This window comes from Pseudomonas umsongensis, from assembly GCF_002236105.1.
Taxonomy (GTDB): domain Bacteria; phylum Pseudomonadota; class Gammaproteobacteria; order Pseudomonadales; family Pseudomonadaceae; genus Aquipseudomonas; species Aquipseudomonas umsongensis.
Genome location: NZ_NIWU01000001.1, coordinates 1,952,924 through 1,978,389 on the forward strand (window position 1 = coordinate 1,952,924; position 25,466 = coordinate 1,978,389).

Annotated in this window: 23 protein-coding genes; 14 read left to right on the forward strand and 9 right to left on the reverse strand. The window is 59.9% G+C overall.

Annotated elements, in window-relative coordinates:
• Positions 1-55: 55 nt before the first annotated feature.
• The 6 genes from cysG to PSUM_RS08890 form a co-directional block, all read right to left on the reverse strand.
• Entirely contained in the window at positions 56-1,450 is a 1,395-nt protein-coding gene (cysG, locus tag PSUM_RS08865; RefSeq protein WP_083349380.1) for a siroheme synthase CysG, read from the reverse strand.
• Entirely contained in the window at positions 1,451-2,731 is a 1,281-nt protein-coding gene (gene serS, locus PSUM_RS08870; RefSeq protein WP_083349381.1) for a serine--tRNA ligase, read from the reverse strand. It lies immediately after the preceding gene.
• 15 nt (positions 2,732-2,746) lie between these two features.
• Positions 2,747-3,121, reverse strand: a complete 375-nt coding sequence (gene crcB, locus PSUM_RS08875) for a fluoride efflux transporter CrcB (RefSeq protein WP_020799521.1) — start codon at positions 3,119-3,121, stop codon at positions 2,747-2,749.
• Entirely contained in the window at positions 3,121-4,443 is a 1,323-nt protein-coding gene (locus PSUM_RS08880; protein WP_020799522.1) for a replication-associated recombination protein A, read from the reverse strand. Before PSUM_RS08880 ends, crcB begins: the two co-directional genes overlap by 1 nt.
• A gap of 147 nt (positions 4,444-4,590) precedes the next feature.
• Entirely contained in the window at positions 4,591-5,214 is a 624-nt protein-coding gene (lolA, locus tag PSUM_RS08885) for an outer membrane lipoprotein periplasmic chaperone LolA (protein ID WP_008062032.1), read from the reverse strand.
• Positions 5,215-5,282: 68 nt separating this feature from the next.
• Positions 5,283-7,691: a DNA translocase FtsK gene (locus PSUM_RS08890; RefSeq protein ID WP_033044215.1), complete on the reverse strand. Its 2,409-nt coding sequence runs from the start codon at positions 7,689-7,691 to the stop codon at positions 5,283-5,285.
• Between the two features lie 305 nt (positions 7,692-7,996).
• Here PSUM_RS08890 and trxB point away from each other — a divergent pair, with 305 nt between their 5' ends.
• The 4 genes from trxB to infA all read left to right on the forward strand — a co-directional run bounded on the left by trxB (position 7,997) and on the right by infA (position 10,791).
• Positions 7,997-8,956 (forward strand): thioredoxin-disulfide reductase, encoded by a 960-nt coding sequence (trxB, locus tag PSUM_RS08895; RefSeq protein ID WP_020799525.1) that lies wholly within the window; start codon positions 7,997-7,999, stop codon positions 8,954-8,956.
• Positions 8,957-9,018: 62 nt separating this feature from the next.
• The gene (gene aat / locus PSUM_RS08900) at positions 9,019-9,699 is read left to right on the forward strand and encodes a leucyl/phenylalanyl-tRNA--protein transferase (RefSeq protein WP_020799526.1); all 681 of its coding nucleotides are present in this window, start codon (positions 9,019-9,021) and stop codon (positions 9,697-9,699) included.
• Positions 9,700-9,753: 54 nt separating this feature from the next.
• The gene (locus PSUM_RS08905; protein WP_020799527.1) at positions 9,754-10,461 is read left to right on the forward strand and encodes an arginyltransferase; all 708 of its coding nucleotides are present in this window, start codon (positions 9,754-9,756) and stop codon (positions 10,459-10,461) included.
• A 111-nt stretch (positions 10,462-10,572) separates the two neighbouring features.
• The gene (infA, locus tag PSUM_RS08910) at positions 10,573-10,791 is read left to right on the forward strand and encodes a translation initiation factor IF-1 (protein WP_002553999.1); all 219 of its coding nucleotides are present in this window, start codon (positions 10,573-10,575) and stop codon (positions 10,789-10,791) included.
• A gap of 223 nt (positions 10,792-11,014) precedes the next feature.
• Here the strand turns inward: infA and clpA are convergent, their stop codons facing one another.
• Together clpA and clpS are read right to left on the reverse strand one after the other, a co-directional pair.
• A complete protein-coding gene (clpA, locus tag PSUM_RS08915) occupies positions 11,015-13,285 on the reverse strand; it encodes an ATP-dependent Clp protease ATP-binding subunit ClpA (RefSeq protein WP_020799528.1) in 2,271 nt (756 codons plus the stop codon).
• A gap of 30 nt (positions 13,286-13,315) precedes the next feature.
• A complete protein-coding gene (gene clpS, locus PSUM_RS08920; RefSeq protein WP_020799529.1) occupies positions 13,316-13,699 on the reverse strand; it encodes an ATP-dependent Clp protease adapter ClpS in 384 nt (127 codons plus the stop codon).
• 224 nt (positions 13,700-13,923) lie between these two features.
• Here clpS and cspD point away from each other — a divergent pair, with 224 nt between their 5' ends.
• Entirely contained in the window at positions 13,924-14,190 is a 267-nt protein-coding gene (cspD, locus tag PSUM_RS08925; RefSeq protein WP_020799530.1) for a cold shock domain-containing protein CspD, read from the forward strand.
• Between the two features lie 80 nt (positions 14,191-14,270).
• Here the strand turns inward: cspD and icd are convergent, their stop codons facing one another.
• Positions 14,271-15,527 carry an NADP-dependent isocitrate dehydrogenase gene (gene icd, locus PSUM_RS08930; protein ID WP_007951441.1) on the reverse strand — a complete coding sequence of 419 codons (1,257 nt, stop codon included), beginning with the start codon at positions 15,525-15,527 and terminating at the stop codon, positions 14,271-14,273.
• Between icd and PSUM_RS31815 the strand changes: the two genes are divergently transcribed.
• The 9 genes from PSUM_RS31815 (at position 15,526) to PSUM_RS08970 (ending at position 25,022) form a co-directional block, all read left to right on the forward strand.
• The gene (locus tag PSUM_RS31815) at positions 15,526-15,693 is read left to right on the forward strand and encodes a hypothetical protein (protein ID WP_020799531.1); all 168 of its coding nucleotides are present in this window, start codon (positions 15,526-15,528) and stop codon (positions 15,691-15,693) included. The two genes, icd and PSUM_RS31815, sit on opposite strands and share 2 nt — an antisense overlap.
• Before the next feature lie 328 nt (positions 15,694-16,021).
• Complete coding sequence (locus PSUM_RS08935) at positions 16,022-18,247, forward strand: NADP-dependent isocitrate dehydrogenase (RefSeq protein WP_083349382.1); 2,226 nt, start codon at positions 16,022-16,024, stop codon at positions 18,245-18,247.
• Positions 18,248-18,455: 208 nt separating this feature from the next.
• Positions 18,456-18,902 (forward strand): NUDIX hydrolase, encoded by a 447-nt coding sequence (locus tag PSUM_RS08940; RefSeq protein WP_020799534.1) that lies wholly within the window; start codon positions 18,456-18,458, stop codon positions 18,900-18,902.
• Positions 18,903-18,961: 59 nt separating this feature from the next.
• Positions 18,962-20,107 carry a tRNA 2-thiouridine(34) synthase MnmA gene (mnmA, locus tag PSUM_RS08945; protein ID WP_020799535.1) on the forward strand — a complete coding sequence of 382 codons (1,146 nt, stop codon included), beginning with the start codon at positions 18,962-18,964 and terminating at the stop codon, positions 20,105-20,107.
• Positions 20,104-20,727 (forward strand): high frequency lysogenization protein HflD, encoded by a 624-nt coding sequence (gene hflD, locus PSUM_RS08950; protein WP_020799536.1) that lies wholly within the window; start codon positions 20,104-20,106, stop codon positions 20,725-20,727. The genes mnmA and hflD overlap by 4 nt, the downstream gene beginning before the upstream one ends.
• Positions 20,728-20,851: 124 nt before the next feature.
• Positions 20,852-22,222 (forward strand): adenylosuccinate lyase, encoded by a 1,371-nt coding sequence (gene purB / locus PSUM_RS08955; RefSeq protein WP_083349383.1) that lies wholly within the window; start codon positions 20,852-20,854, stop codon positions 22,220-22,222.
• A gap of 86 nt (positions 22,223-22,308) precedes the next feature.
• Complete coding sequence (locus PSUM_RS08960; protein WP_020799538.1) at positions 22,309-23,478, forward strand: ribosomal protein uL16 3-hydroxylase; 1,170 nt, start codon at positions 22,309-22,311, stop codon at positions 23,476-23,478.
• Positions 23,471-23,896 (forward strand): GNAT family N-acetyltransferase, encoded by a 426-nt coding sequence (locus PSUM_RS08965; protein ID WP_033042527.1) that lies wholly within the window; start codon positions 23,471-23,473, stop codon positions 23,894-23,896. The genes PSUM_RS08960 and PSUM_RS08965 overlap by 8 nt, the downstream gene beginning before the upstream one ends.
• Before the next feature lie 349 nt (positions 23,897-24,245).
• Positions 24,246-25,022 (forward strand): secretin N-terminal domain-containing protein, encoded by a 777-nt coding sequence (locus PSUM_RS08970; protein ID WP_020799540.1) that lies wholly within the window; start codon positions 24,246-24,248, stop codon positions 25,020-25,022.
• Positions 25,023-25,466 lie beyond the last annotated feature (444 nt).

The window sequence follows — 25,466 nt, forward strand, 5'->3', positions numbered from 1 at the left end:
GAGCGTCCCTGGCGGCATTCCCACGCAGAGCGTGGGAACGATCGGTTGCAGAGATTCAGACTTGCGCCTGAGCCCCTTCAAACCACGCCAGTTTCTCGCGCAGTTGCACCACTTCTCCCACGATCACCAGCGTCGGCGCATGCACTTCATGCTCCGCCACCAGCCGTGGCAGGTCCGCCAGAGTGCCGGTAAACACCCGCTGATTGACCGTAGTGCCCTGCTGGATCAACGCCGCCGGGGTATCCGCACCGCGACCATGCTTGATCAACTGCTCGCAGATGATCGGCAAGCCCACCAGCCCCATGTAGAACACCAGGGTCTGCGCCGGCGCGACCAGGTCGGCCCACGGTAGATCGGTGGAGCCGTCCTTCAGGTGACCGGTGATGAACCGCACCGACTGCGCGTAATCGCGGTGGGTCAGCGGAATCCCGGCATAAGCAGCACAACCGCTGGCCGCCGTGATGCCCGGTACGACCTGGAACGGGATGCCATGGGCCGCCAATTCTTCGATCTCTTCACCGCCACGCCCGAAGATGAACGGATCGCCGCCCTTCAACCGCACCACACGCTTGCCTTGCTTCGCCAGGTCGACCAGTTGCTGGTTGATCTGGTCCTGCGGCACGGCGTGATCGGCGCGGCGCTTGCCGACATACACGCGCTCGGCATCACGACGGCACAACTCGATAATCGCTGGTGCCACCAAGCGGTCGTACAACACCACGTCGGCTTGCTGCATCAGGCGCAAGGCGCGGAACGTCAGCAGGTCCGGATCACCGGGACCGGCGCCCACCAGATACACCTCACCGGTGGCTACCGGCGCCTCTCCAGCAATCTTCGCCTGCAGCAATCGCTCGGCTTCCCCGCCCTGCCCGGCCAGTTGCCGGTCGGCAATCGGACCCTGGAACACGTCTTCCCAGAACGCACGACGTTGCTGCACGTCCGGGAACAGCTTTTTCACCTGGTGACGGAAACGTGCCGCCAGACCAGCCAGTTGACCATAGGTCGAAGGAATCCAGGTTTCGATCTTGGCGCGGATCAATCGCGCCAGCACCGGCGCGTCGCCACCGCTGGACACGGCAATGATCAGCGGCGAACGGTCGACAATGGCCGGGAAGATCACGCTGCACAAGGCCGGCGCGTCCACCACATTGACCGGCACGCAACGCCGATGGGCATCGGCAGACACCTGTGCATTGAGCGTTTCGTCGTCGGTGGCCGCAATGATCAGCGCACAACCGTCCAGGTCCGACTCGAGGTAACCGCGCGTCAGGCACTCGCCAGCGCTGGCGCTGACCAGCTCGCGCAACTGGGTTTCGATTTCAGGTGCGACCACCCGCAGCAGCGCACCGGCATCGGCCAGCAGGCGGGATTTGCGCAAGGCAACTTCCCCCCCGCCGACGACCAACACACGACTGCCGCGAAGGTTATGGAACAGCGGCAGATAGTTCATTTAGCCGATGACCTCAAGGCCACCCATGTACGGCTTGAGCACCTCAGGCACACGGATCGAACCGTCGGCCTGCTGGTAGTTTTCCAGCACCGCCACCAGGGTACGACCGACCGCCAGGCCGGAACCGTTCAGGGTGTGTACCAGTTCCGGCTTGCCGGTTTCCGGGTTACGGAAACGCGCTTGCATACGACGGGCCTGGAAATCGCCGCAGTTGGAGCACGACGAGATTTCACGATATTTGTCCTGGCTCGGAATCCACACTTCCAGGTCGTAGGTCTTGACCGCGCTGAAGCCCATGTCGCCGGTGCACAGCGCGATGGTGCGGTAAGGCAACTCCAGCAGTTGCAGGACTTTCTCGGCGTTGGCGGTCAGGCCCTCAAGCGCTTCCATCGAAGTCGACGGCTCGACGATCTGGACCATCTCGACCTTGTCGAACTGATGCTGGCGGATCATGCCGCGGGTATCGCGACCCGACGCACCGGCTTCACTGCGGAAGCACGGCGTGTGGGCAACGAACTTGATCGGCAGCAGTTTCGAATCGACGATTTCGCCGGCGACAATGTTGGTCAGCGACACTTCGGCGGTCGGGATCAGGTACAGGTCGGCTTCGCCTTCGCGCGCGATCTTGAACAGATCTTCTTCGAACTTCGGCAGTTGACCAGTGCCCTGCAGCGCCGGAGCCTGAACCAGATAAGGCGTGTAGGCCTCTTCGTAGCCGTGCTCGGTAACGTGCAGGTTGATCATGAACTGCGCCAGGGCGCGGTGCAGGCGCGCGATCGGGCCGCGCAGCAGGGCGAAACGAGCGCCGGACAGCTTGGCAGCGGTCTCGAAGTCGAGCCAGCCAAATTTTTCGCCCAGGGCGACGTGGTCCTGTACCGGGAAATCGAACGCGGTCGGCGTGCCCCAGCGGCGCACTTCGACGTTGCCGTCTTCGTCGTCGCCAATCGGCACCGATTCGTGTGGCAAGTTGGGAATGCCGAGCACGATCGAGTCCAGCTCGGTCTGGATCGAGTCCAGCTCGGTTTTACCGGCACTCAACTCGCCCGCCATGCGCTCGACGTCTGCCATCAACGGGGCGATGTCTTCGCCGCGCTGCTTGGCTTGACCGATGGATTTGGAGCGCGCGTTACGTTCAGCCTGCAGTGCTTCGGTGCGGGTCTGGACGGTCTTGCGCTGTTCTTCCAGCGCTTCGATGCGCGCGACATCCAGGGTAAAGCCACGGGATGCCAGGCGGTCCGCTACGTCCTGAAGGTTGCTACGTAACAGTTTGGAATCGAGCATGTCGGTCTCTCGTTATCAAAGTTTGGTCAAGGACAGGCCAGCCCAGGTGGCGAGCAGCCCGCCGAATACGCTGATGGCAGCATAGCCCAGGGCTAGCGGCACCTGCCCGCTTTCCAGCAGGCGCACCGTATCCAGTGAAAAGGATGAAAAAGTCGTCAGCCCCCCGAGGAAGCCGATGATCAACCCGGCACGCACCTCGATGGGCACCTCCGGGCGTAGCAAAAACAGACCGTATAAAACGCCGATCAGCAAACAGCCGACGATATTAACGGCCAGCGTCGCGGTATAGAAGTGCCGCGGCCAATTAGCGTTGATCCAGTTGCCCGTGGCAAAGCGTAACAAGGTGCCGGCTACACCGCCGGCGGAAACCGCAAGGATCAAGGGGAGCACTATTTTCTCCGCTGCCGGGGGCTTAATCGGTCTAGTTTCGCCAGGTGATTGAGCTTTTCGCCAATCTTCAGCTCCAGGCCACGGGGCACTGGCTGGTAAAACGGGATCGGGTCAAGTTCTTCCGGGAAATAGTCTTCTCCGGCGGCGTAGGCATCAGGTTCGTCGTGGGCATAACGGTATTCGTCGCCATAACCGAGCTGCTTCATCAGCTTGGTCGGCGCATTGCGCAGGTGCAGCGGCACTTCCAGCGAGCCATGCTCGGCGGCGGCACGTAGCGCGGTCTTGAAGCCCATGTACACCGCGTTGCTTTTCGGCGCGCACGCCAGATAAGTAATGGCCTGCGCGACCGCCAGCTCGCCTTCGGGGCTACCGAGGCGCTCCTGCACTTCCCACGCCGCCAGGCACAGGCTAAGCGCACGCGGGTCGGCATTGCCGATATCTTCGCTGGCCATGCGCACCACGCGCCGGGCCAGGTACAACGGATCGCAACCGCCATCGATCATGCGCGCGAACCAGTACAACGCGCCGTCGGGGTTGGAACCACGCACGGATTTGTGCAGCGCGGAGATCTGGTCGTAGAACGCTTCGCCACCCTTGTCGAAGCGCCGGCGGGTATCACCGAGCAGGCTTTGCAGCAGATCGATGCCGATCTCGCTGTTGTCTTCGGCCAGGTCCGAGGCGTTTTCCAGCAGATTGAGCAAGCGCCGGCCATCGCCATCGGCGGCCGACAACAGCATCTGGAAGCCCTCATCGCTGAGGGTCAGGTTGCGCTTGCCCAGGCCACGCTCTTCGGTCAGCGCGCGGTGCACCAGTTTGCGCAAGGCGGCTTCGTCGAGGCTCTTGAGCACATAGACTCGTGCGCGCGACAGCAAGGCGTTGTTGAGTTCGAACGAGGGGTTTTCCGTGGTCGCGCCGATAAAAATCAGGGTGCCGTCTTCAACATACGGCAGGAACGCATCCTGCTGGGACTTGTTGAAGCGGTGCACTTCGTCGACGAACAGGATCGTGCGTCGGCCGTACTGCGCGGCCTGCTGCTTGGCGATTTCCACCGCCTGGCGAATCTCCTTCACGCCGGCGAGCACTGCCGACACCGTTTCGAAATGCGCCTCCGATACTTCCGCGAGCAATCGCGCCAGGGTGGTCTTGCCTACGCCTGGCGGTCCCCAGAAAATCATCGAATGCAGGGCACCCTGCTCCAGCGCTTCGCGCAAGGGCTTGCCGCGAGCGAGCACGTGTTCCTGACCGACATACTCGTCCAGGTTGGTCGCGCGCAAGCGGGCGGCCAAGGGCTGGGCGATCGGGGTGCTGCGAAACAGGTCCACTATCTCTGAAACCTCAATTAAACGCCGGCTCCCCTGTAGGAGCGAGCATGCTCGCGATGGACGTCAACGATAACGCTGGCAACCTGACACCCAACGGTGTCCTTGAGTTCATCGCGAGCATGCTCGCTCCTACAGGGGTTTCGCGTTTTATTCCTGGATTACATCGGCACCCTTGGGAATGTCGAACTTGAACTTCGATGCCGGGATCGGCTCGTTAGCCTTCACCCCGGTGAACAGGATATTGGTGCGCTGGCCGACACTGTCGATCAGTTGCATGTCATTGACCAGGCCATTGCGGAACGACAGGCGCAGGCTGTCGAACAGGGTGTCCTTGGTCTTGGGCTTCAAGGTGAAGTCGATCACGCCACCGGCTTCCTTGGCGCTGATATCGAAGCTCTGGCTGATCTTCGACACATCACCGGATAGCAGCAGCGCTGGCGTCTGGGTCAGGCGCTGATCGAGGTTCTTGATGGTGGCCTGCTCCAGGTCCGGGTCCCACAGGGTGACCTTTTTACCGTCGGAGACCATGGTCTGCTCGGCAGGCGCATTGGTGTGCCAATAGAACAGGCCAGGGCGCTGCAGCGACATCTCGCCAGCGGTTTCCTGCAATTGGGTACCGGTGCCATCCAGGGTCAGCTGGGAGAAGCGCGCGGTCAGGGTCTGGGATTTTTCCAGCAATTGGGTCAGGCGTGCCACGTCCTTGTCATCGGCGTGGGCCGAGAGCGTGCTCAAAGCCAGTACCGGCAGCAACAGCATGCGGATCAGACGCATGGGAGTCCTCATAACATTCGTGGGAGTGCGGGCAGCGCCTTGGGGCGCCACCCCTTTTCAGTATCGGGTCAGTCGCGTACCGGGCCAGGGGCCAGGACTTCACGCGAACCGTTGGTGTTCATGGACGTCACGACCCCGGCCATTTCCATGGCTTCGATCATGCGCGCGGCGCGGTTGTAGCCGATCTTCAGCTTACGCTGTACCGCGGAGATGGACGCGCGACGGCTTTCCAGGACGAACTGCACTGCTTCGTCATACAGCGCGTCGGCCTCGGGATCATCGCCGTCGCCGCCACCGCTGCTGCCTTCAAAGCCGCTGCCGGCCTCTTCGACACCGTTGAGGATGTCGTCGTTGTATTCCGGCGCGCCGCGCAGTTTCCAGGCCTCGACCACGCGGTGAACCTCATCGTCAGACACGAACGCACCGTGAACCCGGATCGGCAGGCTGGTACCCGGCGGCATGTACAACATGTCACCGTGACCCAGCAATTGCTCGGCGCCGCCCTGGTCGATGATGGTCCGCGAGTCGATCTTGCTCGACACCTGGAACGCCATGCGCGTGGGGATGTTGGCCTTGATCAGGCCGGTGATCACGTCCACCGACGGACGCTGGGTCGCAAGGATCAAGTGGATACCTGCCGCCCGCGCCTTTTGGGCGATACGCGCGATCAGTTCTTCAACCTTCTTGCCGACGATCATCATCATGTCGGCGAATTCGTCGACCACCACGACGATGGTCGGCAGTTTCTGCAACAGCGGCGCTTCGTCGTGGATGCTTTCGCGCTTGTACAACGGGTCGCTCAATGGCTCGCCGGCGTCCTGCGCCTCCTTGACCTTGGCGTTGAAGCCGGACAGGTTACGCACGCCCATCTTCGCCATCAGCTTGTAGCGCCGTTCCATCTCGGCGACGCTCCAGCGCAAGGCGTTGGCGGCGTCCTTCATGTCGGTGACCACCGGGCACAGCAGGTGCGGAATGCCTTCATAGATCGACAGTTCGAGCATTTTCGGGTCGATCATGATCAGCTTGGCGTCTTCCGGGCCGGACTTGAACAGGATCGACAGGATCATCGCGTTCACCCCCACCGACTTACCGGAACCGGTCGTACCGGCCACCAACAGGTGCGGCATCTTCGCCAGGTCGGTGATCACCGGCTTGCCGCCGATGTCATGGCCCAGGGCCAGGGTGACCGGGGACTTGAAGTTGTCGTACTCGGGGGTCGACAGCACTTCAGAGAAGCGCACGATCTGCCGGTCTTCGTTGGGAATCTCGATACCGACCGTGGTCTTGCCCGGAATCACTTCCACCACACGCACGCTGGTCACGGCCAGGGAACGCGCCAGGTCTTTCGCCAGGTTGGAGATACGGCTGACCTTGACCCCGGCCGCTGGCTGGATCTCGTAACGGGTAATCACCGGACCTGGGTGGATCGAATCCACGTTGACTTCGACGCCGAATTCCTTGAGCTTGATTTCCAGCAGGTGGCCGACGGCCGCCAGGGATTCAGGCGAGTAATTGAGTTGTTTCTTTTCCGCCGGGTCGAGAATCGAGATCGGCGGCAAGGTGCCCTCCACGGCGCTGTCGACGAACAACGGCGCCTGCTTTTCTTTTTCGACGCGCTTGCTCGGCGCTGGCGGCTTGGGTGGCGCGGGGGCAATCACCGGTGGCACCTGCTTCTCGCGCTCGGACATGTGCTTGCTCAAGGCCTGCTCGCGCTCGATCAGGCGTTCCTTGACCTTGGCCTGTTCGCGCTTGTCGGTGACGGTTGGCGCGACCACGTCGTGCACGCGCTCATCGACTTCACGCAGCTGCGCCACCAGTTGCTTGCGCTCGGTACGGGCTGCCCACCAGCGATTGGCGGCACCCTGGAACAGCTCGAACAGGTCGAGGGTGATCTTGCCGGTAACGTCCATCACCTTGAACCATGACAGGTCGGTGAATACCGTGAGACCGAACAGGAACAAGGCGATGAACAGCAGCGTGCTGCCCTGGATGTTCAGCGCGTTCTTCGCCAGGTCGCCAAGGCTCTCGCCCAGCGCTCCCCCAGCGCCAGCCGGCAGACCGGTCGCGGCATGGAAATGAATATGCGCCAGCGCGGCACCGGACAGCACCAGGAACACCAGGCCGATCAGGCGCCAGGAGAACAGCCAGCCGCTCCACTCCCATGGCTCGTGGCGTTGGCGGAAGATCTGATAGGCCTTGATCGCCAGCAATAACGGGAAGATATAGGCAAAGTAACCCAGCACCATGAACAGGATATCGGCGCTGTAGGAACCCGCCGGGCCGCCAAAGTTTTGAACGTCCTCGATCTTGCTGTTGTGGCTCCAGCCCGGATCGTCCTTGCCATAGGTCAGCAAGGCCATCATCAGGAACAGGCACAACGCACCGATGGCGATCAATGCACCTTCCTTGAGGCGGTAGTGCAGGTGCTGACGCCAGAGTGGAACAACTGTTTTGGGTGCTGCGGTGGATTTCTTCAAAACCTGTTTTTCCTGCGCCAACGGCGCGTCCATCTGTTGAATGACTATAAAACTGCCCAATCCAGGCAGGTAAAAAAGTTAACAGGCGTAACCGGGTCTACTTTTAACACTGCGCATCGGTTTTCATAAACACGAAATGCGATGCCGATTTTGTTACAAACACTGTTATAGCCAGGCATTGTACGGGTTTGTACGTCCGATGCCATGCTGGCAACTCTTGGGTGTAGCATAGTCAACAGCACATTACGTGCGACTCAATTTGAGCACGCATTCTCTTTTGTGACAAAGGCTTATGAGGTGTTTTTATGAGCGTAGCGAAGCATTCCCGCCTGATCATCCTGGGATCCGGCCCCGCGGGTTACAGCGCAGCCGTGTATGCCGCTCGCGCCAACCTCAAGCCCGTTGTGATTACCGGCATACAGGCAGGTGGCCAGCTCACTACCACCGTGGAAGTCGATAACTGGCCAGGCGATGTCGAAGGCCTGACTGGCCCGGTCTTGATGGAGCGCATGCAAAAACACGCCGAGCGGTTTGCCACCGAGATCGTTTACGACCACATCCATACCGCCAAGTTGCAGCAGCGCCCCTTCGAACTTATCGGTGACAGCGGCACTTATACCTGCGACGCACTGATTATCGCCACGGGAGCCTCGGCCCAGTATCTGGGCTTGCCTTCGGAAGAGACATTTGCCGGCAAAGGGGTTTCAGCCTGCGCCACCTGCGACGGCTTCTTCTATCGCAACCAGGTGGTCGCGGTGGTGGGCGGCGGTAATACCGCCGTTGAAGAAGCGCTTTATCTGTCGAACATTGCCCGGGAAGTCCATCTGATTCACCGTCGCGACAAGTTGCGCTCGGAAAAAATTCTTCAGGACAAACTCTTTGAAAAAGCCGCCAAGGGCAATATTCGCCTGCACTGGAACCAGAATCTGGACGAAGTGCTGGGCGACGCCAGCGGCGTGACCGGTGCGCGCCTGCGCGACAGTCATACCGGCGCAATCACTGAGCTGCCCCTGACCGGCGTGTTCATCGCCATCGGCCACAAGCCCAATACCGACCTGTTCGCCGGCCAGCTGGAAATGCGTGACGGCTATCTGCTGGTCAACGGTGGCAGCGAAGGCAATGCGACGGCAACCGCCATCGAAGGGGTGTTTGCCGCGGGTGACGTCGCCGATCACGTCTATCGCCAGGCCGTCACCTCTGCGGGCGCCGGCTGCATGGCCGCCCTGGACGCAGAAAAATACCTCGACGACATTCCCACTGTTTGACGGCAAACTTCACGGCGGGCTTACGCCCGCCATCGCCCTCCCCTTCTGTAAGCCCTGATGCCATGCTGACCTGGTTACAACGCAACACCCTGACGTTCCCGGCCCTGGAAAAGGCCATGCGCGATCCCAATGGATTGCTGGCGGCCGGTGGCGACCTGTCCGCCGATCGACTGATCCAGGCCTACCGCCATGGCTGCTTCCCCTGGTTTTCCGAAGGCCAGCCGATCCTCTGGTGGTCGCCGGACCCTCGCACCGTGCTGTTTCCCGATGAACTGCACGTGTCCCGCAGCCTGAACAAACTGCTGCGCCAACAACGCTACCAAGTGACCTTCGACCAGGATTTTGCCGCGGTCATACGCGCCTGCGCCGCCCCCCGGGAATATGCGGACGGCACCTGGATCACCGAAGCCATGCAGGACGCCTACATCGAACTGCACAAACGCGGCCATGCGCACTCGGTGGAGGTCTGGGACCAGGATCAACTGGTGGGCGGGCTATATGGACTGGCGATGGGCCAGCTGTTTTTCGGCGAATCCATGTTCAGCCTGGCCGACAACGCGTCGAAATTTGGCTTTGCCACACTGGTACGACATCTGAAAGACTCGGGTTTCGTGCTCATCGATTGCCAGATGCCCACCGATCATTTGCATAGCCTGGGTGCGCGAGCGATTCCGCGACGGGTGTTTGCCGATTACCTGGCGCGGCATCTGGATCAGCCCAATCGTGCAACCTGGGTTTGCTGAGCGACTTTGGCCCGCGTGGCTTACACTTATCCAAAAGCTTTCCGAGGGTTGATCATGACCGAGTTGGCGCGCTTGAAGTTTTATGCCACTCAACCCCACTCCTGCAGCTATCTGCCCGAGGAGCAGGCCACCACCCTGTTTCTCGACCCTAGCCAGCCCATGGATGTGCACGTGTATGCAGATCTTTCCGAGATGGGTTTTCGGCGCAGTGGCGACCACCTGTATCGCCCCCATTGCCAGAATTGCAATGCGTGCGTACCGGCACGCATTCCGGTAGGGCAATTCACGCCCAATCGTCAGCAAAAACGCATTTTCAAACGCAACGCCGACTTGCAGGTCCGCCCCGCCAAGCCAGGTTTCAGCGAAGAATATTTCGATCTTTATCAGCGCTACATCGAAGAACGCCATGCCGATGGCGACATGTACCCGCCCAGCCGCGATCAGTTCTCGACCTTCCTGGTTCGCGACCTGCCTTTTTCGCGGTTCTACGAATTTCGCCTCCAGGGTCGTCTACTGGCCATCGCCGTCACCGACCTTCTGCCGAACGGTCTGTCGGCGGTCTACACCTTCTATGAGCCCGGCGAAGAGCGCCGCAGCCTGGGGCGCTACGCGATACTGTGGCAAATCGCCGAAGCCCGGCGCCTGGGGCTGGACGCAGTTTACCTGGGCTACTGGATCAAGAACTGCAAAAAAATGAGCTACAAGACCCAGTATCGCCCCATCGAACTGCTGATAAACCAGCGCTGGGTCGTTCTGAACTAGAGCAAGCCCTAAACCCCTTGGCTTAAACACCATTTTTCGGGCACAATGCACGCCGCTTTTGCCTGGCGCAGTTGCACCGGGCCATTCATTGGACACCGAGGGCTTTACTGCATGTCGAAAGAAGACAGCTTCGAAATGGAAGGCACTGTCGTCGACACCCTGCCCAACACCATGTTTCGTGTGGAGTTGGAAAATGGGCACGTCGTAACCGCGCATATCTCCGGCAAGATGCGCAAGAACTACATTCGTATTCTTACCGGTGACAAAGTGCGCGTCGAGCTGACGCCCTATGACTTGAGCAAAGGGCGCATCACTTACCGCGCTCGCTAATCAGGTCAATACAAGACGCCCGGCTTATGCCGGGCGTTTTTGTTTGCCTGGGATGCTGATCGTTCCCACGCTCTGCGTGGGAATTCCTCAACGGACGCTCCGCGTTCGGCTTTTGATTTGGGACGCGGAGCGTCCCGGGCTGCATTCCCACGCAGAGCGTGATCATCATCAGCAGACAGCAAAAAGGCGCCTCTCGGCGCCTTTTTGTTTTTGCTTCTGAACGTCAGGCCATTTCGGCCGTGGTCTCGAAGTCGAAGGTCAGCTCGCCGTCCTTCAGATCGATATGAACCACGCCACCATGGTCGGCCAGTTCGCCAAACAGGATCTCTTCCGCCAGCGGACGCTTGATCTTGTCCTGGATCAAACGCGCCATCGGGCGAGCACCCATTGCCGTGTCGTAGCCGCTTGCCGCCAGCCAGCCTCGTGCAGCGTCGGTCACTTCCAGCTGTACGCGCTTGTCTTCCAGCTGCGCCTGAAGTTCGGTAAGGAACTTGTCCACCACGCTCTTGATAACCTCATGACTGAGGCGACCAAACTGGATGATGGTGTCCAGGCGGTTGCGGAACTCTGGCGTGAAGCTCTTCTTGATCACTTCCATCGCATCGGACGAGTGGTCCTGATGGGTGAAACCGATCGAAGCGCGGGCTGCAGTTTCGGCACCGGCGTTGGTTGTCATGATGACGATCACGTTACGGAAATCCGCCTTGCGCCCGTTGTTATCGGTCAGCGTTCCGTGATCCATGACCTGCAGCAGCAGGTTGAAGACTTCCGGATGCGCCTTCTCGATTTCATCGAGCAACAACACGCAATGGGGTTGCTTGGTGATGGCTTCGGTCAGCAGACCGCCCTGATCGAACCCGACATAGCCTGGAGGTGCACCGATCAGGCGCGATACGGTGTGGCGCTCCATGTACTCGGACATGTCGAAACGAATCAGTTCGACCCCCAGCGCCTTGGCCAACTGCCGTGCCGCTTCGGTTTTACCGACACCGGTAGGCCCTGCGAACAGGAACGAACCGACGGGTTTGTCAGGCGACTTGAGGCCGGCACGGGACAGCTTGATCGCGGTCGCCAGCGAATCGATCGCCGCATCCTGGCCAAACACCGTCAGCTTCAGGTCACGCTCAAGGTTACGCAGCAGCTCTTTATCGGAACTGGTGACGTGTTTTGGTGGAATCCGCGCGATTTTCGCGACGATGTCCTCGACTTGAGGCACTTCGATGCGTTTCACCCGTTTTTCCACCGGCTGCAGGCGCTGGAAGGCACCCGCCTCGTCGATGACGTCGATGGCCTTGTCCGGCATGTGCCGGTCATTGATGTAGCGCGAAGCCAGTTCGGCAGCGGCGCGCAGGGCCTCATCACTGTATTCGATATTGTGATGGGTCTCGAAACGCCCTTTCAGGCCGCGCAGGATACCGATGGTGTCTTCCACCGAAGGCTCCGACACGTCAACCTTCTGGAAGCGCCGAGCCAGTGCACGATCCTTCTCGAAGATGCCGCGGAATTCCTGGAACGTGGTCGAACCGATGCACCGGATATCACCGGACGACAGCAGCGGCTTGAGCAGGTTCGAGGCATCCATGACGCCACCGGACGCAGCACCCGCACCGATGATGGTGTGGATTTCGTCGATGAACAGGATCGCCTGCGGACGTTTTTTCAGCTCATTGAGCAACGCCTTGAAGCGCTTCTCGAAATCGCCGCGGTATTTGGTCCCGGCCAGCAATGCGCCCAGGTCCAGGGAGTAAACTACGCTGTTGGCCAACAGGTCCGGCACCTGGTTGTCGACAATGCGCTTGGCCAGGCCTTCGGCAATCGCGGTCTTACCCACGCCTGCCTCGCCCACCAGCAACGGATTGTTCTTGCGACGACGCGCCAGGATCTGGGCGACGCGCTCGACTTCCAGCTCACGGCCTACCAATGGATCGATTCGACCCTGGCGCGCGAGTTCATTAAGGTTGCTGGCATAAGCATCCAGTGGATTGCCTGAAGATGAAGACTCACCGCCCTCGTCGTCCTGCATATCTTGCTCACCCTCAGAGTGATCGCCATGCCCTGGCACCTTGGAGATACCGTGGGCGATGTAGTTGACGACATCGATACGGGCAACGCTCTGCTGTTTCAGCAGGAACACTGCCTGACTCTCTTGCTCACTGAAGATCGCGACCAGCACGTTGGCGCCAGTCACTTCGCGTTTGCCCGAGCTCTGTACGTGAAACACAGCACGTTGCAGTACACGCTGGAAGCCCAGGGTTGGCTGGGTTTCACGATCCTCGTCATGCACGGGGATCAATGGCGTGGTGGAGTCGATGAACTCCTGCAGGTCATGCTTGAGTTTGTCGAGGTTCGCGCCGCACGCACGCAAAACGGTGGCGGCAGCCTCATTGTCCAATAGGGCCAGCAGGAGATGTTCGACGGTCATGAATTCATGACGCTTCGAACGAGCCTCCTTGAAGGCAAGATTGAGGGTGACTTCGAGCTCGCGGTTTAACATAGCTTCACCTCATACCCAAGTGGTCGGCGATTAACCGTCCTTCTCGATTTCACAGAGTAGCGGATGCTGGCTTTCCCTGGCGTACTGGTTGACCTGCATGGCCTTTGTCTCGGCGATGTCGCGGGTAAACACTCCACATACTGCCCGCCCTTCTGTATGGACGGCCAGCATGACCTTGGTCGCCAGCTCGCGATTCAGGTTAAAAAACACCTCGAGCACTTCGACGACGAAATCCATCGGTGTGTAGTCATCATTAAACAAAACCACCTTGTACATCGGCGGCGCCTGTAACGCAGGCTTGGCCTCCTGAACAGCAATGCCTGCGGAATCGTCGTCGTGTTCCTCCGGGCGATCTTTCTGGAGAGTCGGGCGATCCTGATTGAATGTTAGTCGAATCTGGCTGATTGCATGCATGGAAAGAAAGGTTCGTCAGTTGTGCAAATACAGTGGTGGGGGCGGTCTTGGGCGATTTCAACTCCGACTGCCTGGTCACCTTGACTATCGGCAAAACGGTGTTACAACCAATAGAGCCCACAGTGGGTAAAAAAGGTCCGCGGAGTCAACTTTTTTCCTAAAAAGTGACTGCGGATGTACTGGATGATACTCCAGTGATGGAGTCTGTTGCAGAGGGAGTTGGTATGTCAGGTGTCAAGGTCAGCGGCAAGGTGAAATGGTTCAACAACGCCAAGGGTTACGGCTTCATCAACGAGGACGGCAAGACAGAAGACTTGTTCGCTCACTACTCGGCCATCCAAATGGATGGTTATAAAACCCTGAAGGCCGGCCAGGCTGTCGTATTCGAAATCATCCAGGGCCCCAAAGGTCTGCATGCCGTGAACATCGGCAACCCTGTAGATGCTTCGAAAACCTCAACCCCTGCCACGCAACAGACCGTGACGGTTTAACGCCGCACCGTCATCCAGTCATAAAAAACCGCCCGACTCAATCAATTGAATCGGGCGGTTTTTGTATGCCTGTCGTTTGCTTACATGTGCTTGATCAGCGCTTCACCGAACCCGGAAGACGAAACCAGCGTCGCACCTTCCATCAGGCGCTCGAAGTCATAGGTCACGGTCTTGGCCTTGATCGCACCGTTGGTGCCCTTGATGATCAGGTCCGCCGCCTCGGTCCAGCCCAGGTGACGCAGCATCATTTCGGCCGAAAGGATCACCGAACCCGGGTTGACCTGGTCCTTGCCGGCATATTTCGGCGCGGTACCGTGGGTGGCTTCGAACATGGCCACGGTATCGGACAGGTTCGCGCCTGGCGCGATACCGATACCGCCCACTTCCGCCGCCAGGGCGTCGGAGAGGTAGTCACCGTTGAGGTTCAGCGTGGCAATCACATCGTATTCGGCTGGACGCAGCAGGATCTGCTGGAGCATGGCGTCGGCAATGGCGTCCTTGACCACGACTTCGCGGCCGGTTTTCGGGTTCTTGAATTTCATCCACGGGCCGCCATCGAGCAGCTCGGCGCCGAATTCTTCCTTCGCCACCTCATAGCCCCAGTCCTTGAAGGCGCCTTCGGTGAATTTCATGATGTTGCCCTTGTGCACGATGGTCAGCGACTTGCGGTCGTTGTCCACCACGTACTGCAGGGCCTTGCGCACCAGGCGCTTGGTGCCTTCCTTGGACACCGGCTTGATGCCGATGCCGCAGTCCTGGTCGAAACGGATCTTGGTGACGCCCATTTCTTCTTTCAGGAACTTGATGACCTTGGTGGCTTCGGGCGAGCCGGCCTTCCACTCGATACCGGCGTAGATGTCTTCGGAGTTCTCGCGGAAGATCACCATGTCGACGTCGCCAGGTTTTTTCACCGGGCTTGGCACACCTTCGAACCACACCACTGGCCGCAGGCACACATACAGGTCCAGCTGCTGGCGCAGGGCAACGTTGAGGGAGCGGATACCCCCACCGACCGGCGTGGTCAGCGGGCCCTTGATGGAAACGACGTAGTCTTTCACGGCGTCCAGGGTTTCCTGGGGCAGCCAGGTGTCCTGGTCGTAGACCTGTGTAGCCTTTTCGCCAGCATAGACTTCCATCCAGGAAATCTTGCGCTTGCCCCCGTAGGCCTTTTCCACGGCAGCATCGACAACCTTGATCATGACGGGGCTGACGTCAACGCCAATGCCGTCGCCTTCAATGAACGGGATGATCGGATTATCAGGAACATTGAGAGAATGGTCTGCATTGACGGTGATTTTGTCGCCGACGGCTGGAACCTGAATCTTCTTGTAACCCATGCTGAACTCCATTGATTGGATTGAACATCTGGCTTGGTTCGAGCGTAACCCAGTTAAATCGGCGCGCAAACCCTATGTTCCATTCATCTGCCGCAAAGCCGCTCAACGCGCGACCTACAAGCCTGAAAGCAAAGGGAAAAACGCCAATCTCAAGCACGAAGAATGACCATACGCCCTGCTCGTCCCTGCGACCTTTAGACCAATGGACGACAACAGATGTGTATGAACCATCGGCAGATTGCCAGCTACCTATGTATAATGCGGCCGCTGACTAAAGGGTCACATCAGGCTGAACAGCTCTACGACGAGTGTTTGCGCCCGATGAGACGGCCTGCTACCGCAGCCCGCCTGCTTGACGCCCTACTGATGCACCCAACATCACAGCAACGAAATCTCGATATTCGGCTCATGGATGACTTTGAACGAACGCGCTTACCCGGCGCCCCTCGAGTTTCTGCGCACGCTTTAGCAAAGAAGAGAGAGTTAATCCGAATATGCCCACCCGCTCGAAGATCATCTATACCTTCACCGACGAAGCTCCCGCCCTCGCCACCTATTCACTGTTGCCTATCGTAGAGGCGTTCACCGCCTCGGCTGATATCGCCGTTGAAACCCGCGATATCTCTCTTGCAGGGCGCATCCTGGCCAGCTTCCCCGAGCAATTGGGCGACATAGCCGTAGCCGACCACCTCGCCGAGCTGGGCGCGCTGGCCGTTACGCCTGAAGCCAACATCATCAAGCTGCCGAACATCAGCGCCTCGGTTCCGCAACTGCAAGCCGCGATCAAGGAGCTGCAAGCCCAGGGCTACGCCCTGCCGGACTATCCGGAAACCGTGACCTGCGACGCCGACAAAGAAGCCAAGGCGCGCTACGACAAGGTCAAGGGCAGCGCCGTGAACCCGGTTCTGCGCGAAGGCAACTCCGACCGCCGCGCTCCACTGTCGGTGAAGAACTACGCACGCAAGCACCCGCACAAAATGGGCGCCTGGGCCGCAGACTCCAAGTCCCACGTCGCGCACATGAGCAGCGGTGATTTCTACGGTAGCGAAAAAGCTGCCCTGATCGACGCCCCTGGCGCGGTCAAGATCGAACTGATCGCTCAAGACGGCACCACCACCGTCCTGAAAGAAAAAACCAGCGTCCAGGCTGGCGAGATCCTCGACTGCGCCGTGATGAGCAAAAACGCCCTGCGCGCTTTCATCGCCGCTGAAATCGAAAGCGCCAAGGCACAAGGCGTGCTGCTGTCGGTTCACCTCAAAGCCACCATGATGAAGGTCTCCGACCCAATCATGTTCGGCCAGATCGTTGCCGAGTTCTACAAAGACGCCCTGGCCAAGCACGCTGACGTGCTGGCGCAGATCGGCTTCAACCTGAACAACGGCATCGGCGACCTGTACTCGCGCATCAAGGCCTTGCCTGCCGAGCAGCAAGCCGCCATCGAAGCGGACATCCAGGCGGTCTACGCCGTTCGTCCGTCGTTGGCCATGGTCAACTCCGACAAAGGCATCACCAACCTGCACGTGCCGAGCGACGTCATCGTCGACGCCTCGATGCCAGCCATGATCCGTGACTCCGGCAAGATGTGGGGCACCGACGGCCAGCTGCACGACACCAAGGCGGTGATCCCGGATCGCTGCTACGCCACCATCTACCAGGCAGTGATTGAAGACTGCAAGGCCAATGGCGCGTTCGATCCAACCACCATGGGCAGCGTGCCGAACGTTGGCCTGATGGCGAAAAAAGCCGAAGAGTACGGCTCGCACGACAAGACTTTCCAGATCAAGACCAACGGCGTTGTCCGCGTGACCGACACCAATGGCACCCTGCTGCTGGAACAGTCGGTTGAAGCCGGCGACATCTTCCGCATGTGCCAGACCAAAGACGCGCCGATCCAGGACTGGGTCAAGCTGGCCGTCAACCGTGCCCGCGCAAGCAGCACGCCAGCGATCTTCTGGCTGGACCCGATGCGCGCCCACGACGGCGTGGTGATCGAGAAAGTCCAGGCTTACCTGAAGGATCACGACACTGCCGGCCTGGACATCCAGATCATGGCACCTGTCGACGCGATGAAGTTCACCCTGCAACGCACTCGCGCAGGCAAAGACACCATCTCGGTAACCGGCAACGTATTGCGCGACTACCTGACTGACCTGTTCCCGATCATGGAACTGGGCACCAGCGCCAAGATGCTGTCGATCGTTCCGCTGATGAATGGCGGCGGCCTGTTCGAAACCGGCGCCGGCGGTTCGGCTCCGAAGCACGTGCAACAACTGCTGGAAGAAAACTTCCTGCGCTGGGATTCCCTGGGCGAGTTCCTGGCCCTGGCCGCTTCCCTTGAGCACCTGGGCGTGACCTACAACAACCCCAAGGCGCTGGTTCTGGCCAAGACCCTGGATCAGGCCACTGGCCAGTTCCTGGACAACAACAAGTCGCCATCGCGCAAAGTCGGCAACATCGACAACCGCGGCAGCCACTTCTACCTGGCGCTGTACTGGGCTCAAGCCCTGGCCGCCCAGACCGAAGACACTGCACTGCAAGCGCAGTTTGCGACCCTGGCCAAGACCCTGACCGAGAACGAAGCAACCATCGTTGCCGAGCTCAACGCCGTACAGGGCAAGCCAGTGGACATCGGCGGTTACTACCACGCCGATGCCGAGCTGATCAGCAAGGCCATGCGCCCGAGCGCAACCTTCAACGCAGCGGTTGCAGCGTTGGTTTAAGGTTGTAAGGGAACATCACAAACCCCGGCCATGTGCCGGGGTTTGTGTTTTCAGCCATCACACAAATTTATCTGTCGAAACCGGACCCTGTGGGAGCGAGCCTGCTCGCGAAAGCGGTTTATCATTCAACATCAATGCTGGCTGACCCACAGCCTTCGCGAGCAGGCTCGCTCCCACAGGGACAGCATTTCAACATCAAGGGAAATTCATGGACTGGCAACCCCACATCACCGTCGCCACCATCGTCGAAGACAACGACCGCTTCCTGATGGTCGAAGAACTCAAGCACGGACGCGTGGTGCTCAACCAACCCGCCGGCCACCTGGACCCGAACGAAACCCTGACCGAGGCCGCCGTGCGCGAAACCCTCGAGGAAACCGGCTGGGACGTCGAACCCACCGGTGTACTGGGAATCTATCTCTATACCGCCCCGAGCAACGGCGTGACCTACCAGCGGGTCTGCTTCATCGCCAAACCGCTGAAACATCACCCCGAGTATCAACTGGATGAGGGCATCGTCGGTGCCAAGTGGTTGACCCGCGAGGAATTAATCGGCCGGCGCGACAACTGGCGCAGCGAGCTGATCATGCGTTGCATCGACGATTATCTGGACGGCAAACACTTCGGCCTCGAATTGATCCGCCCTTCTCTTTAGCCTTGCGGACTGGAGCCTGTTAGAATCGCGTCCTTTTTCAAGACACTCATTGAATCCCTATGCGTGATCCAGCCCCTTCTGACACACAAAAGAAGCGCGTCATTGTCGGCATGTCCGGCGGCGTGGACTCTTCCGTTTCCGCCCTCCTGCTGATCGAGCAGGGCTATGAGGTGGAAGGCCTGTTCATGAAGAACTGGGAAGAAGACGACGGAACCGAATACTGCACCGCCATGGATGACCTGGCGGACGCCCAGGCCGTGTGCGACAAGATTGGCATCAAGCTGCACACCGCCAACTTCGCCGCCGAGTACTGGGACAACGTGTTCGAGCACTTCCTGGCCGAATACAAGGCCGGTCGTACGCCAAACCCGGACATCCTGTGCAACCGCGAGATCAAGTTCAAGGCGTTCCTCGACTACGCCATGATGCTCGGCGCCGATCTGATCGCCACTGGTCACTACGTGCGCCGCCGCGACATCGACGGCCGCACCGAACTGCTCAAGGGCCTGGACCCGAACAAGGACCAGAGCTACTTCCTGCACGCCGTTGGCGGCGAGCAGATCGCCAAGACCCTGTTCCCGGTCGGCGAACTGGAAAAACCCCAGGTTCGCGCAATTGCCGAGAAATACGAGCTGGCGACCGCGAAAAAGAAGGATTCCACCGGGATCTGCTTTATCGGCGAACGGCGCTTCAGCGACTTCCTCAAGCAATACCTGCCGGCACAACCGGGCGAGATCAAGACCACCGAAGGTGAAGTCATCGGCCGCCACCATGGCTTGATGTACCACACCATCGGCCAACGCCAGGGCTTGGGCATCGGCGGCCTGAAAGACGCCAGCGACGAGCCGTGGTACGTGCTGATCAAGGACCTGGAACACAACGAGCTGATCGTTGGCCAGGGTAACGATCACCCGTGGCTGTTTTCCCGCGCCCTGCTCGCTTCGGATATCTATTGGGTCAACCCGATCGACCTGAGCCAGCCGCGCAGGCTGACCGCCAAGGTTCGTTATCGCCAGGGCGACCAGCCCTGCACCCTGGAGAAAACCGCTACCGGCTATCGCGCGACCTTCGATGACCCGCAACGCGCGGTGACTCCAGGCCAATCCGTGGTGTTCTACGACGGCGAGATCTGCCTTGGCGGCGGTGTGATCGAAGTTGCAGAACCCTGGACAAGCAAGAGCACCAGTAAAGGCCAGGCCCAATGAGTCCCACCCAGGAGCAACTGACGGCGCTGGGCGGCGTATTCCTCGCCGCGGTGCTGGTGGACAAGATCGCCAAGACCGGCCAGACCAACGAGGCCGGCCTGACCTGCATGCTCGGCAGCCTGCTGATTCGCGACCCCAAGGACACCCTGGAAGTCTATGGCGGCGACGATATCAACCTGCGTGAAGGCTATCGCGCATTGATCGGCGCCCTCGAACGCGACCCGAGTGCCCTGCAACGCGAACCGCTGCGCTATGCCCTGGCCATGCTGGGCCTGGAGCGTCAACTGGCCAAGCGCGAAGACATGCTGGAGATCATCGGCAAGCGCCTGCCGCAGATCCAGTCCCAGGTCGAGCACTTCGGTCCGGCCCACGAAAATGTGATCGCCGCATGTGGCGCACTGTATCAGGACACCCTGAGCACCCTGCGCCAACGCATCCAGGTGCACGGTGACATGCGCAACCTGCAGCAACCGAGCAACGCCTCGAAAATTCGCGCCCTGCTGCTGGCCGGTATCCGCTCGGCACGCCTATGGCGACAATTGGGCGGTCATCGCTGGCAGCTGGTGATTAGCCGCAAAAAATTGCTCAAAGAGCTTTACCCATTGATGCGTAACGAATAACCCGCATCGACAGCACCGAACTTAGCAATACGCGTAATACGCCGGTCAGTTGGCGACGGACCGGCGGATTTTTTCATGTATGATACGCGCCCCATTTCGTTGCCCGACTGTCCGAGAACACCCCATGCAGCTCTCTTCGCTCACTGCGGTTTCCCCTGTTGACGGCCGCTACGCCGGCAAAACCCAGGCCCTGCGCCCAATTTTCAGCGAGTACGGCCTGATCCGTGCCCGCGTCCTGGTTGAAGTGCGCTGGCTCCAGCGCCTGGCCGCTCACCCTGCCATCAGCGAAGTGCCGGCGTTCTCCGCCGAAGCCAACGCGGTATTGAACACCCTGGCGGAAAACTTCTCCCTGGAGCACGCCGAGCGTGTCAAAGAGATCGAGCGCACCACCAACCACGACGTAAAAGCCATCGAATACCTGCTCAAGGAGCAGGCCGCCAAGCTGCCGGAATTGGCCGCTGTCAGCGAGTTCATCCACTTCGCCTGCACCAGCGAGGACATCAACAACCTGTCCCACGCCCTGATGCTGCGCGAAGGCCGTGATGACGTGATGCTGCCGCTGATGCGCCAGACCGCCGAAGCCATCCGCGAACTGGCCATCCGCTTCGCCGACGTGCCGATGCTGTCGCGCACCCACGGCCAACCGGCGTCGCCAACCACCCTGGGCAAAGAACTGGCAAACGTGGTTTACCGCCTGGAGCGCCAGATCGCCCAGGTCGCTGCCGTTCCGCTGCTGGGCAAGATCAACGGCGCTGTCGGCAACTACAACGCTCACCTGTCGGCCTACCCTGAGATCGACTGGGAAGCCAATGCCCGCGCCTTCATCGAAGACGAGCTGGGCCTGGGCTTCAACCCGTACACCACGCAGATCGAACCGCACGACTACATCGCCGAGCTGTTCGACGCAATCGCGCGCTTCAACACCATCCTGATCGACTTCGACCGTGATATCTGGGGCTACATCTCCCTGGGTTATTTCAAGCAGCGCACCATCGCTGGCGAAATCGGCTCGTCGACCATGCCGCACAAGGTCAACCCGATCGACTTCGAAAACTCCGAAGGCAACCTGGGTATCGCCAACGCACTGTTCCAGCACCTGGCGAGCAAACTGCCAATCTCCCGCTGGCAGCGCGACCTGACTGACTCCACCGTACTGCGCAACCTCGGTGTCGGCTTCGCCCACAGCGTGATCGCATACGAAGCCAGCCTCAAGGGCATCAGCAAGCTGGAGCTCAACGAGCAGAAGATTGCCGCTGACCTGGACGCTTGCTGGGAAGTGTTGGCCGAGCCAATCCAGACCGTCATGCGTCGCTACAACATCGAAAACCCGTACGAAAAGCTGAAAGAATTGACCCGCGGCAAGGGCATCAGCCCTGAGGCGCTGCAAACTTTCATCGACGGCCTGGACATGCCAGCCGTCGCCAAGGCCGAGCTGAAACTGCTCACCCCGGCGAACTACATCGGCAACGCTGTAGCGCAAGCCAAACGCATCTGATCGACCGCTGGACCCTTTTAAGACGCCCGGCCGCGCCGGGCGTTTTTATTCCCGTATGAAAAGTGCTTTTTTTCAATAGGTTACACATGAATCCTGACATTCCTCTTCAACTTCTGGGCGGCATCACGGCACGCGAGTTCCTGCGCGACTACTGGCAGAAAAAACCGCTGTTGATCCGTCAGGCGATTCCTGATTTCGAAAGCCCGATCGATGCCGACGAACTGGCCGGCCTGGCGCTGGAAGAAGAAGTCGAATCGCGCCTGATCATCGAGAACGGCGAGCGCCCATGGGAATTGCGTCGCGGCCCCTTTGCCGAAGACGAGTTCAGCAAGTTGCCGGAGCGCGATTGGACCCTGCTGGTGCAGGCCGTCGACCAGTTCGTGCCGGAAGTCAGCGAACTGCTGGAAAACTTCCGCTTCCTGCCGAGCTGGCGCATCGATGACGTGATGATCAGCTTCGCCGCCCCCGGTGGCAGCGTCGGCCCGCACTTCGACAACTACGACGTGTTCCTGCTGCAAGGCCACGGCAAGCGCAACTGGAAAATCGGCCAGATGTGCAACGCCGAAAGCCCGCTGCTGCAACACGCGGACCTGCGCATCCTCGCCGACTTCGAGGCCACCGATGAATGGGTGCTGGAACCGGGCGACATGCTCTACCTGCCGCCACGCCTGGCCCACTGTGGCGTGGCTGTCGATGACTGCCTGACCTATTCCGTAGGTTTCCGCGCACCGAGCGCCGCTGAAGTGCTGACCCACTTCACCGACTTCCTCAGCCAGTTCCTGTCGGACGAAGAGCGCTACACCGACGCCGACGCCGTGCCGGCGGTCGATCCGCACCAGATCCAGCATGACGCCCTCGACCGCCTGAAAAGCCTGCTCGCCGAACACATGAGCGACGAGCGCCTGCTGCTGACCTGGTTCGGCCAGTTCATGACCGAACCCCGCTACCCGGAACTGGTGGTCGGCCCTGAAGACCTCGAGGAAGAAGACGTTCTCGGCGCGCTGGAGCAAGGCGCCGTACTGATCCGCAACCCTAGCGCGCGCCTGGCGTGGTCGGAAGTCGATGACGACCTGTTGCTGTTTGCCAGCGGCCAGAGCCGCTACCTGCCGGGCAAACTGCGCGAACTGCTGAAGATGATCTGCGCCGCCGACGCGCTGCACGTCGACAACCTGGGGGACTGGTTGACCGACGAAGATGGCCGCGGCCTGCTGTGCGAACTGGTCAAGCAAGGAAGCCTGGGGTTTGCCGATGAATAAGATTCACGTACGTGTCGCAGACTGGCAAAAGGACAACGCCGAGATCCGGCGCATTCGTGAAGCGGTGTTCGTCGCCGAGCAATCCGTACCACCCGAGCTGGAATGGGATGCCGACGATGTCACGGCCGTGCACTTTCTTGCCCTCGAAGGCGACTTTCCGGTCGGCACCGCCCGCCTGCTGCCTGACGGTCACGTCGGCCGGGTGTCGGTACTCAAGGACTGGCGCGGCCTGAAGGTCGGCGATGCGCTGATGCATGCGGTGATCGACGAAGCCGAAGAGCGCGGGCTGAAGCAGCAAATGCTCAGCGCCCAGGTGCAGGCCACGGCGTTCTACGAGCGCCTGGGCTTTCACATGGTCAGCGAGGAGTTCCTGGAAGCAGGGATTCCGCATGTGGACATGGTTCGTCACTCGGGCTGATACCGAGTCGCGGCCTTCGCGAGCAGGCTCGCTCCCACAAGGATCGCGCAAGACCTGTGGGAGCGGGCTTGCCCGCGATGGGGCCTTGAAGCCCACCACAAAACGCCCTGGCATCATACGATGCCGGGGCGTTTTGCTGTCTACGATTCAACTTGCCCCCTCCCAGGCCGACAAACCGGTAATACCAACACGCTGTAGGAGCGAGCATGCTCGCGATGGACTTGAGAACGCCGCGGGGTGTCAGGCTTCACGCTTTATCGTTCACGACCATCGCGAGCATGCTCGCTCCTACACACCCCGGGCCGACAAACTGGCAATATCAACACCTTTGATTGCGGAGATAACGGATATGTCCCTACGCACCCTGCTCACCACACTGCTGGTGACCTGCAGTTTTTCACTCATGGCCGCCACCGAAATCGTGCCGCTGAACTACCACAGCAGTGCCGACATGTTGCCGGTTGCGCAGGATTTCATCGGCAAGGATGGCCAAGTCAGCGCTTACGGCAATCAACTCATCGTCAAAGCCGATCAGCGCAAGATCGACGAACTTAAAGCTTTATTGAGCCAACTCGATACGGCACCCAAACGCTTGCTGATCACAGTCGATACGAACGAAAACAACTTTCAGGGCGATCAGGGCTACTCGGTGAACGGCGCCAAGCCGGGCCAGACCCGAATCATCAGCCATAGCACCGCCAGTCGCGAGGGTGGCATCCAGCAAATCCAGGCCACCGACGGCATGCCGGCGCTGATCCAGGTCGGCCAGAGCGTGCCATTGACCAGCACCCAGGTCGATTCCTACGGCGACCTGCGCAGCCAGACCGAATACCGCAACGTCACCCAGGGCTTTTACGTCACCGCCAACGTCACCGGCGAGATCGTTCACCTTTCGATCAGTACCAACCGTGACCGCATGAGCCAGGAACGTCCCGATGTAGTGAATGTGCAAAGCACCGACACAACCGTCACCGGCCGCCTGGGGGAATGGATCCTGCTGGCCGGCGTGAATCGCCAGACACAGGCCGACAAACAGGGTATGGCCCGCAGCTACGGGACCCAGGGACGCGATGACATGACCCTGCGGGTGAAAGTCGATACTTTGGACCAAGACACCAAAAACTGACTGGCAGGTCGTATTAGACCAAAGATGTAGTGCCTGAAAAAAAGCACTACAAAACGTTTGACGAGTCAAAAAAGCAAAGGCATGATGGCCTCGCTCCCGCTAATCAGGGGCCCTGGCAAGGGCCTTCGAGGCGATGTTCGCACCTACCCCGCGAACCGCTTCGTGTCTGTACCGCCCACAAGGTGTGTTTGACGAGGTTGCCGACTGGAACGAAGTTGTCCCGAGGGACGGAAGCGTAATTAGGTAATCCGGCACCACACTGATGTTCGTACCAAGGCCCACGACGCCCGAATGCGCCCGCAGTTCGCCTTTACCTGCTCACTTCCCCTCGAGCCATCGTTCATCCCGTCGCCACCCCCGCCGAACCCGACTTGACCACCTAAGCTTCTGGTCAGCGAGCGCAGGAATTTTCCACCGCAGAACAACTTTTCATAAAGACGCGAC

Excerpts from the sequence above, each read along its gene's own strand:
- cysG (WP_083349380.1), bottom strand. The coding sequence starts at position 1,450 with ATGAACTATCTGCCGCTGTTCCATAACCTTCGCGGCAGTCGTGTGTTG.
- serS (WP_083349381.1), bottom strand. The coding sequence starts at position 2,731 with ATGCTCGATTCCAAACTGTTACGTAGCAACCTTCAGGACGTAGCGGAC.
- lolA (WP_008062032.1), bottom strand. The coding sequence starts at position 5,214 with ATGCGTCTGATCCGCATGCTGTTGCTGCCGGTACTGGCTTTGAGCACG.
- trxB (WP_020799525.1), top strand. The coding sequence starts at position 7,997 with ATGAGCGTAGCGAAGCATTCCCGCCTGATCATCCTGGGATCCGGCCCC.
- aat (WP_020799526.1), top strand. The coding sequence starts at position 9,019 with ATGCTGACCTGGTTACAACGCAACACCCTGACGTTCCCGGCCCTGGAA.
- PSUM_RS08905 (WP_020799527.1), top strand. The coding sequence starts at position 9,754 with ATGACCGAGTTGGCGCGCTTGAAGTTTTATGCCACTCAACCCCACTCC.
- infA (WP_002553999.1), top strand. The coding sequence starts at position 10,573 with ATGTCGAAAGAAGACAGCTTCGAAATGGAAGGCACTGTCGTCGACACC.
- clpA (WP_020799528.1), bottom strand. The coding sequence starts at position 13,285 with ATGTTAAACCGCGAGCTCGAAGTCACCCTCAATCTTGCCTTCAAGGAG.
- clpS (WP_020799529.1), bottom strand. The coding sequence starts at position 13,699 with ATGCATGCAATCAGCCAGATTCGACTAACATTCAATCAGGATCGCCCG.
- cspD (WP_020799530.1), top strand. The coding sequence starts at position 13,924 with ATGTCAGGTGTCAAGGTCAGCGGCAAGGTGAAATGGTTCAACAACGCC.
- PSUM_RS31815 (WP_020799531.1), top strand. The coding sequence starts at position 15,526 with ATGCTGAACTCCATTGATTGGATTGAACATCTGGCTTGGTTCGAGCGT.
- icd (WP_007951441.1), bottom strand. The coding sequence starts at position 15,527 with ATGGGTTACAAGAAGATTCAGGTTCCAGCCGTCGGCGACAAAATCACC.
- PSUM_RS08935 (WP_083349382.1), top strand. The coding sequence starts at position 16,022 with ATGCCCACCCGCTCGAAGATCATCTATACCTTCACCGACGAAGCTCCC.
- PSUM_RS08940 (WP_020799534.1), top strand. The coding sequence starts at position 18,456 with ATGGACTGGCAACCCCACATCACCGTCGCCACCATCGTCGAAGACAAC.
- mnmA (WP_020799535.1), top strand. The coding sequence starts at position 18,962 with ATGCGTGATCCAGCCCCTTCTGACACACAAAAGAAGCGCGTCATTGTC.
- hflD (WP_020799536.1), top strand. The coding sequence starts at position 20,104 with ATGAGTCCCACCCAGGAGCAACTGACGGCGCTGGGCGGCGTATTCCTC.
- purB (WP_083349383.1), top strand. The coding sequence starts at position 20,852 with ATGCAGCTCTCTTCGCTCACTGCGGTTTCCCCTGTTGACGGCCGCTAC.
- PSUM_RS08960 (WP_020799538.1), top strand. The coding sequence starts at position 22,309 with ATGAATCCTGACATTCCTCTTCAACTTCTGGGCGGCATCACGGCACGC.
- PSUM_RS08965 (WP_033042527.1), top strand. The coding sequence starts at position 23,471 with ATGAATAAGATTCACGTACGTGTCGCAGACTGGCAAAAGGACAACGCC.
- PSUM_RS08970 (WP_020799540.1), top strand. The coding sequence starts at position 24,246 with ATGTCCCTACGCACCCTGCTCACCACACTGCTGGTGACCTGCAGTTTT.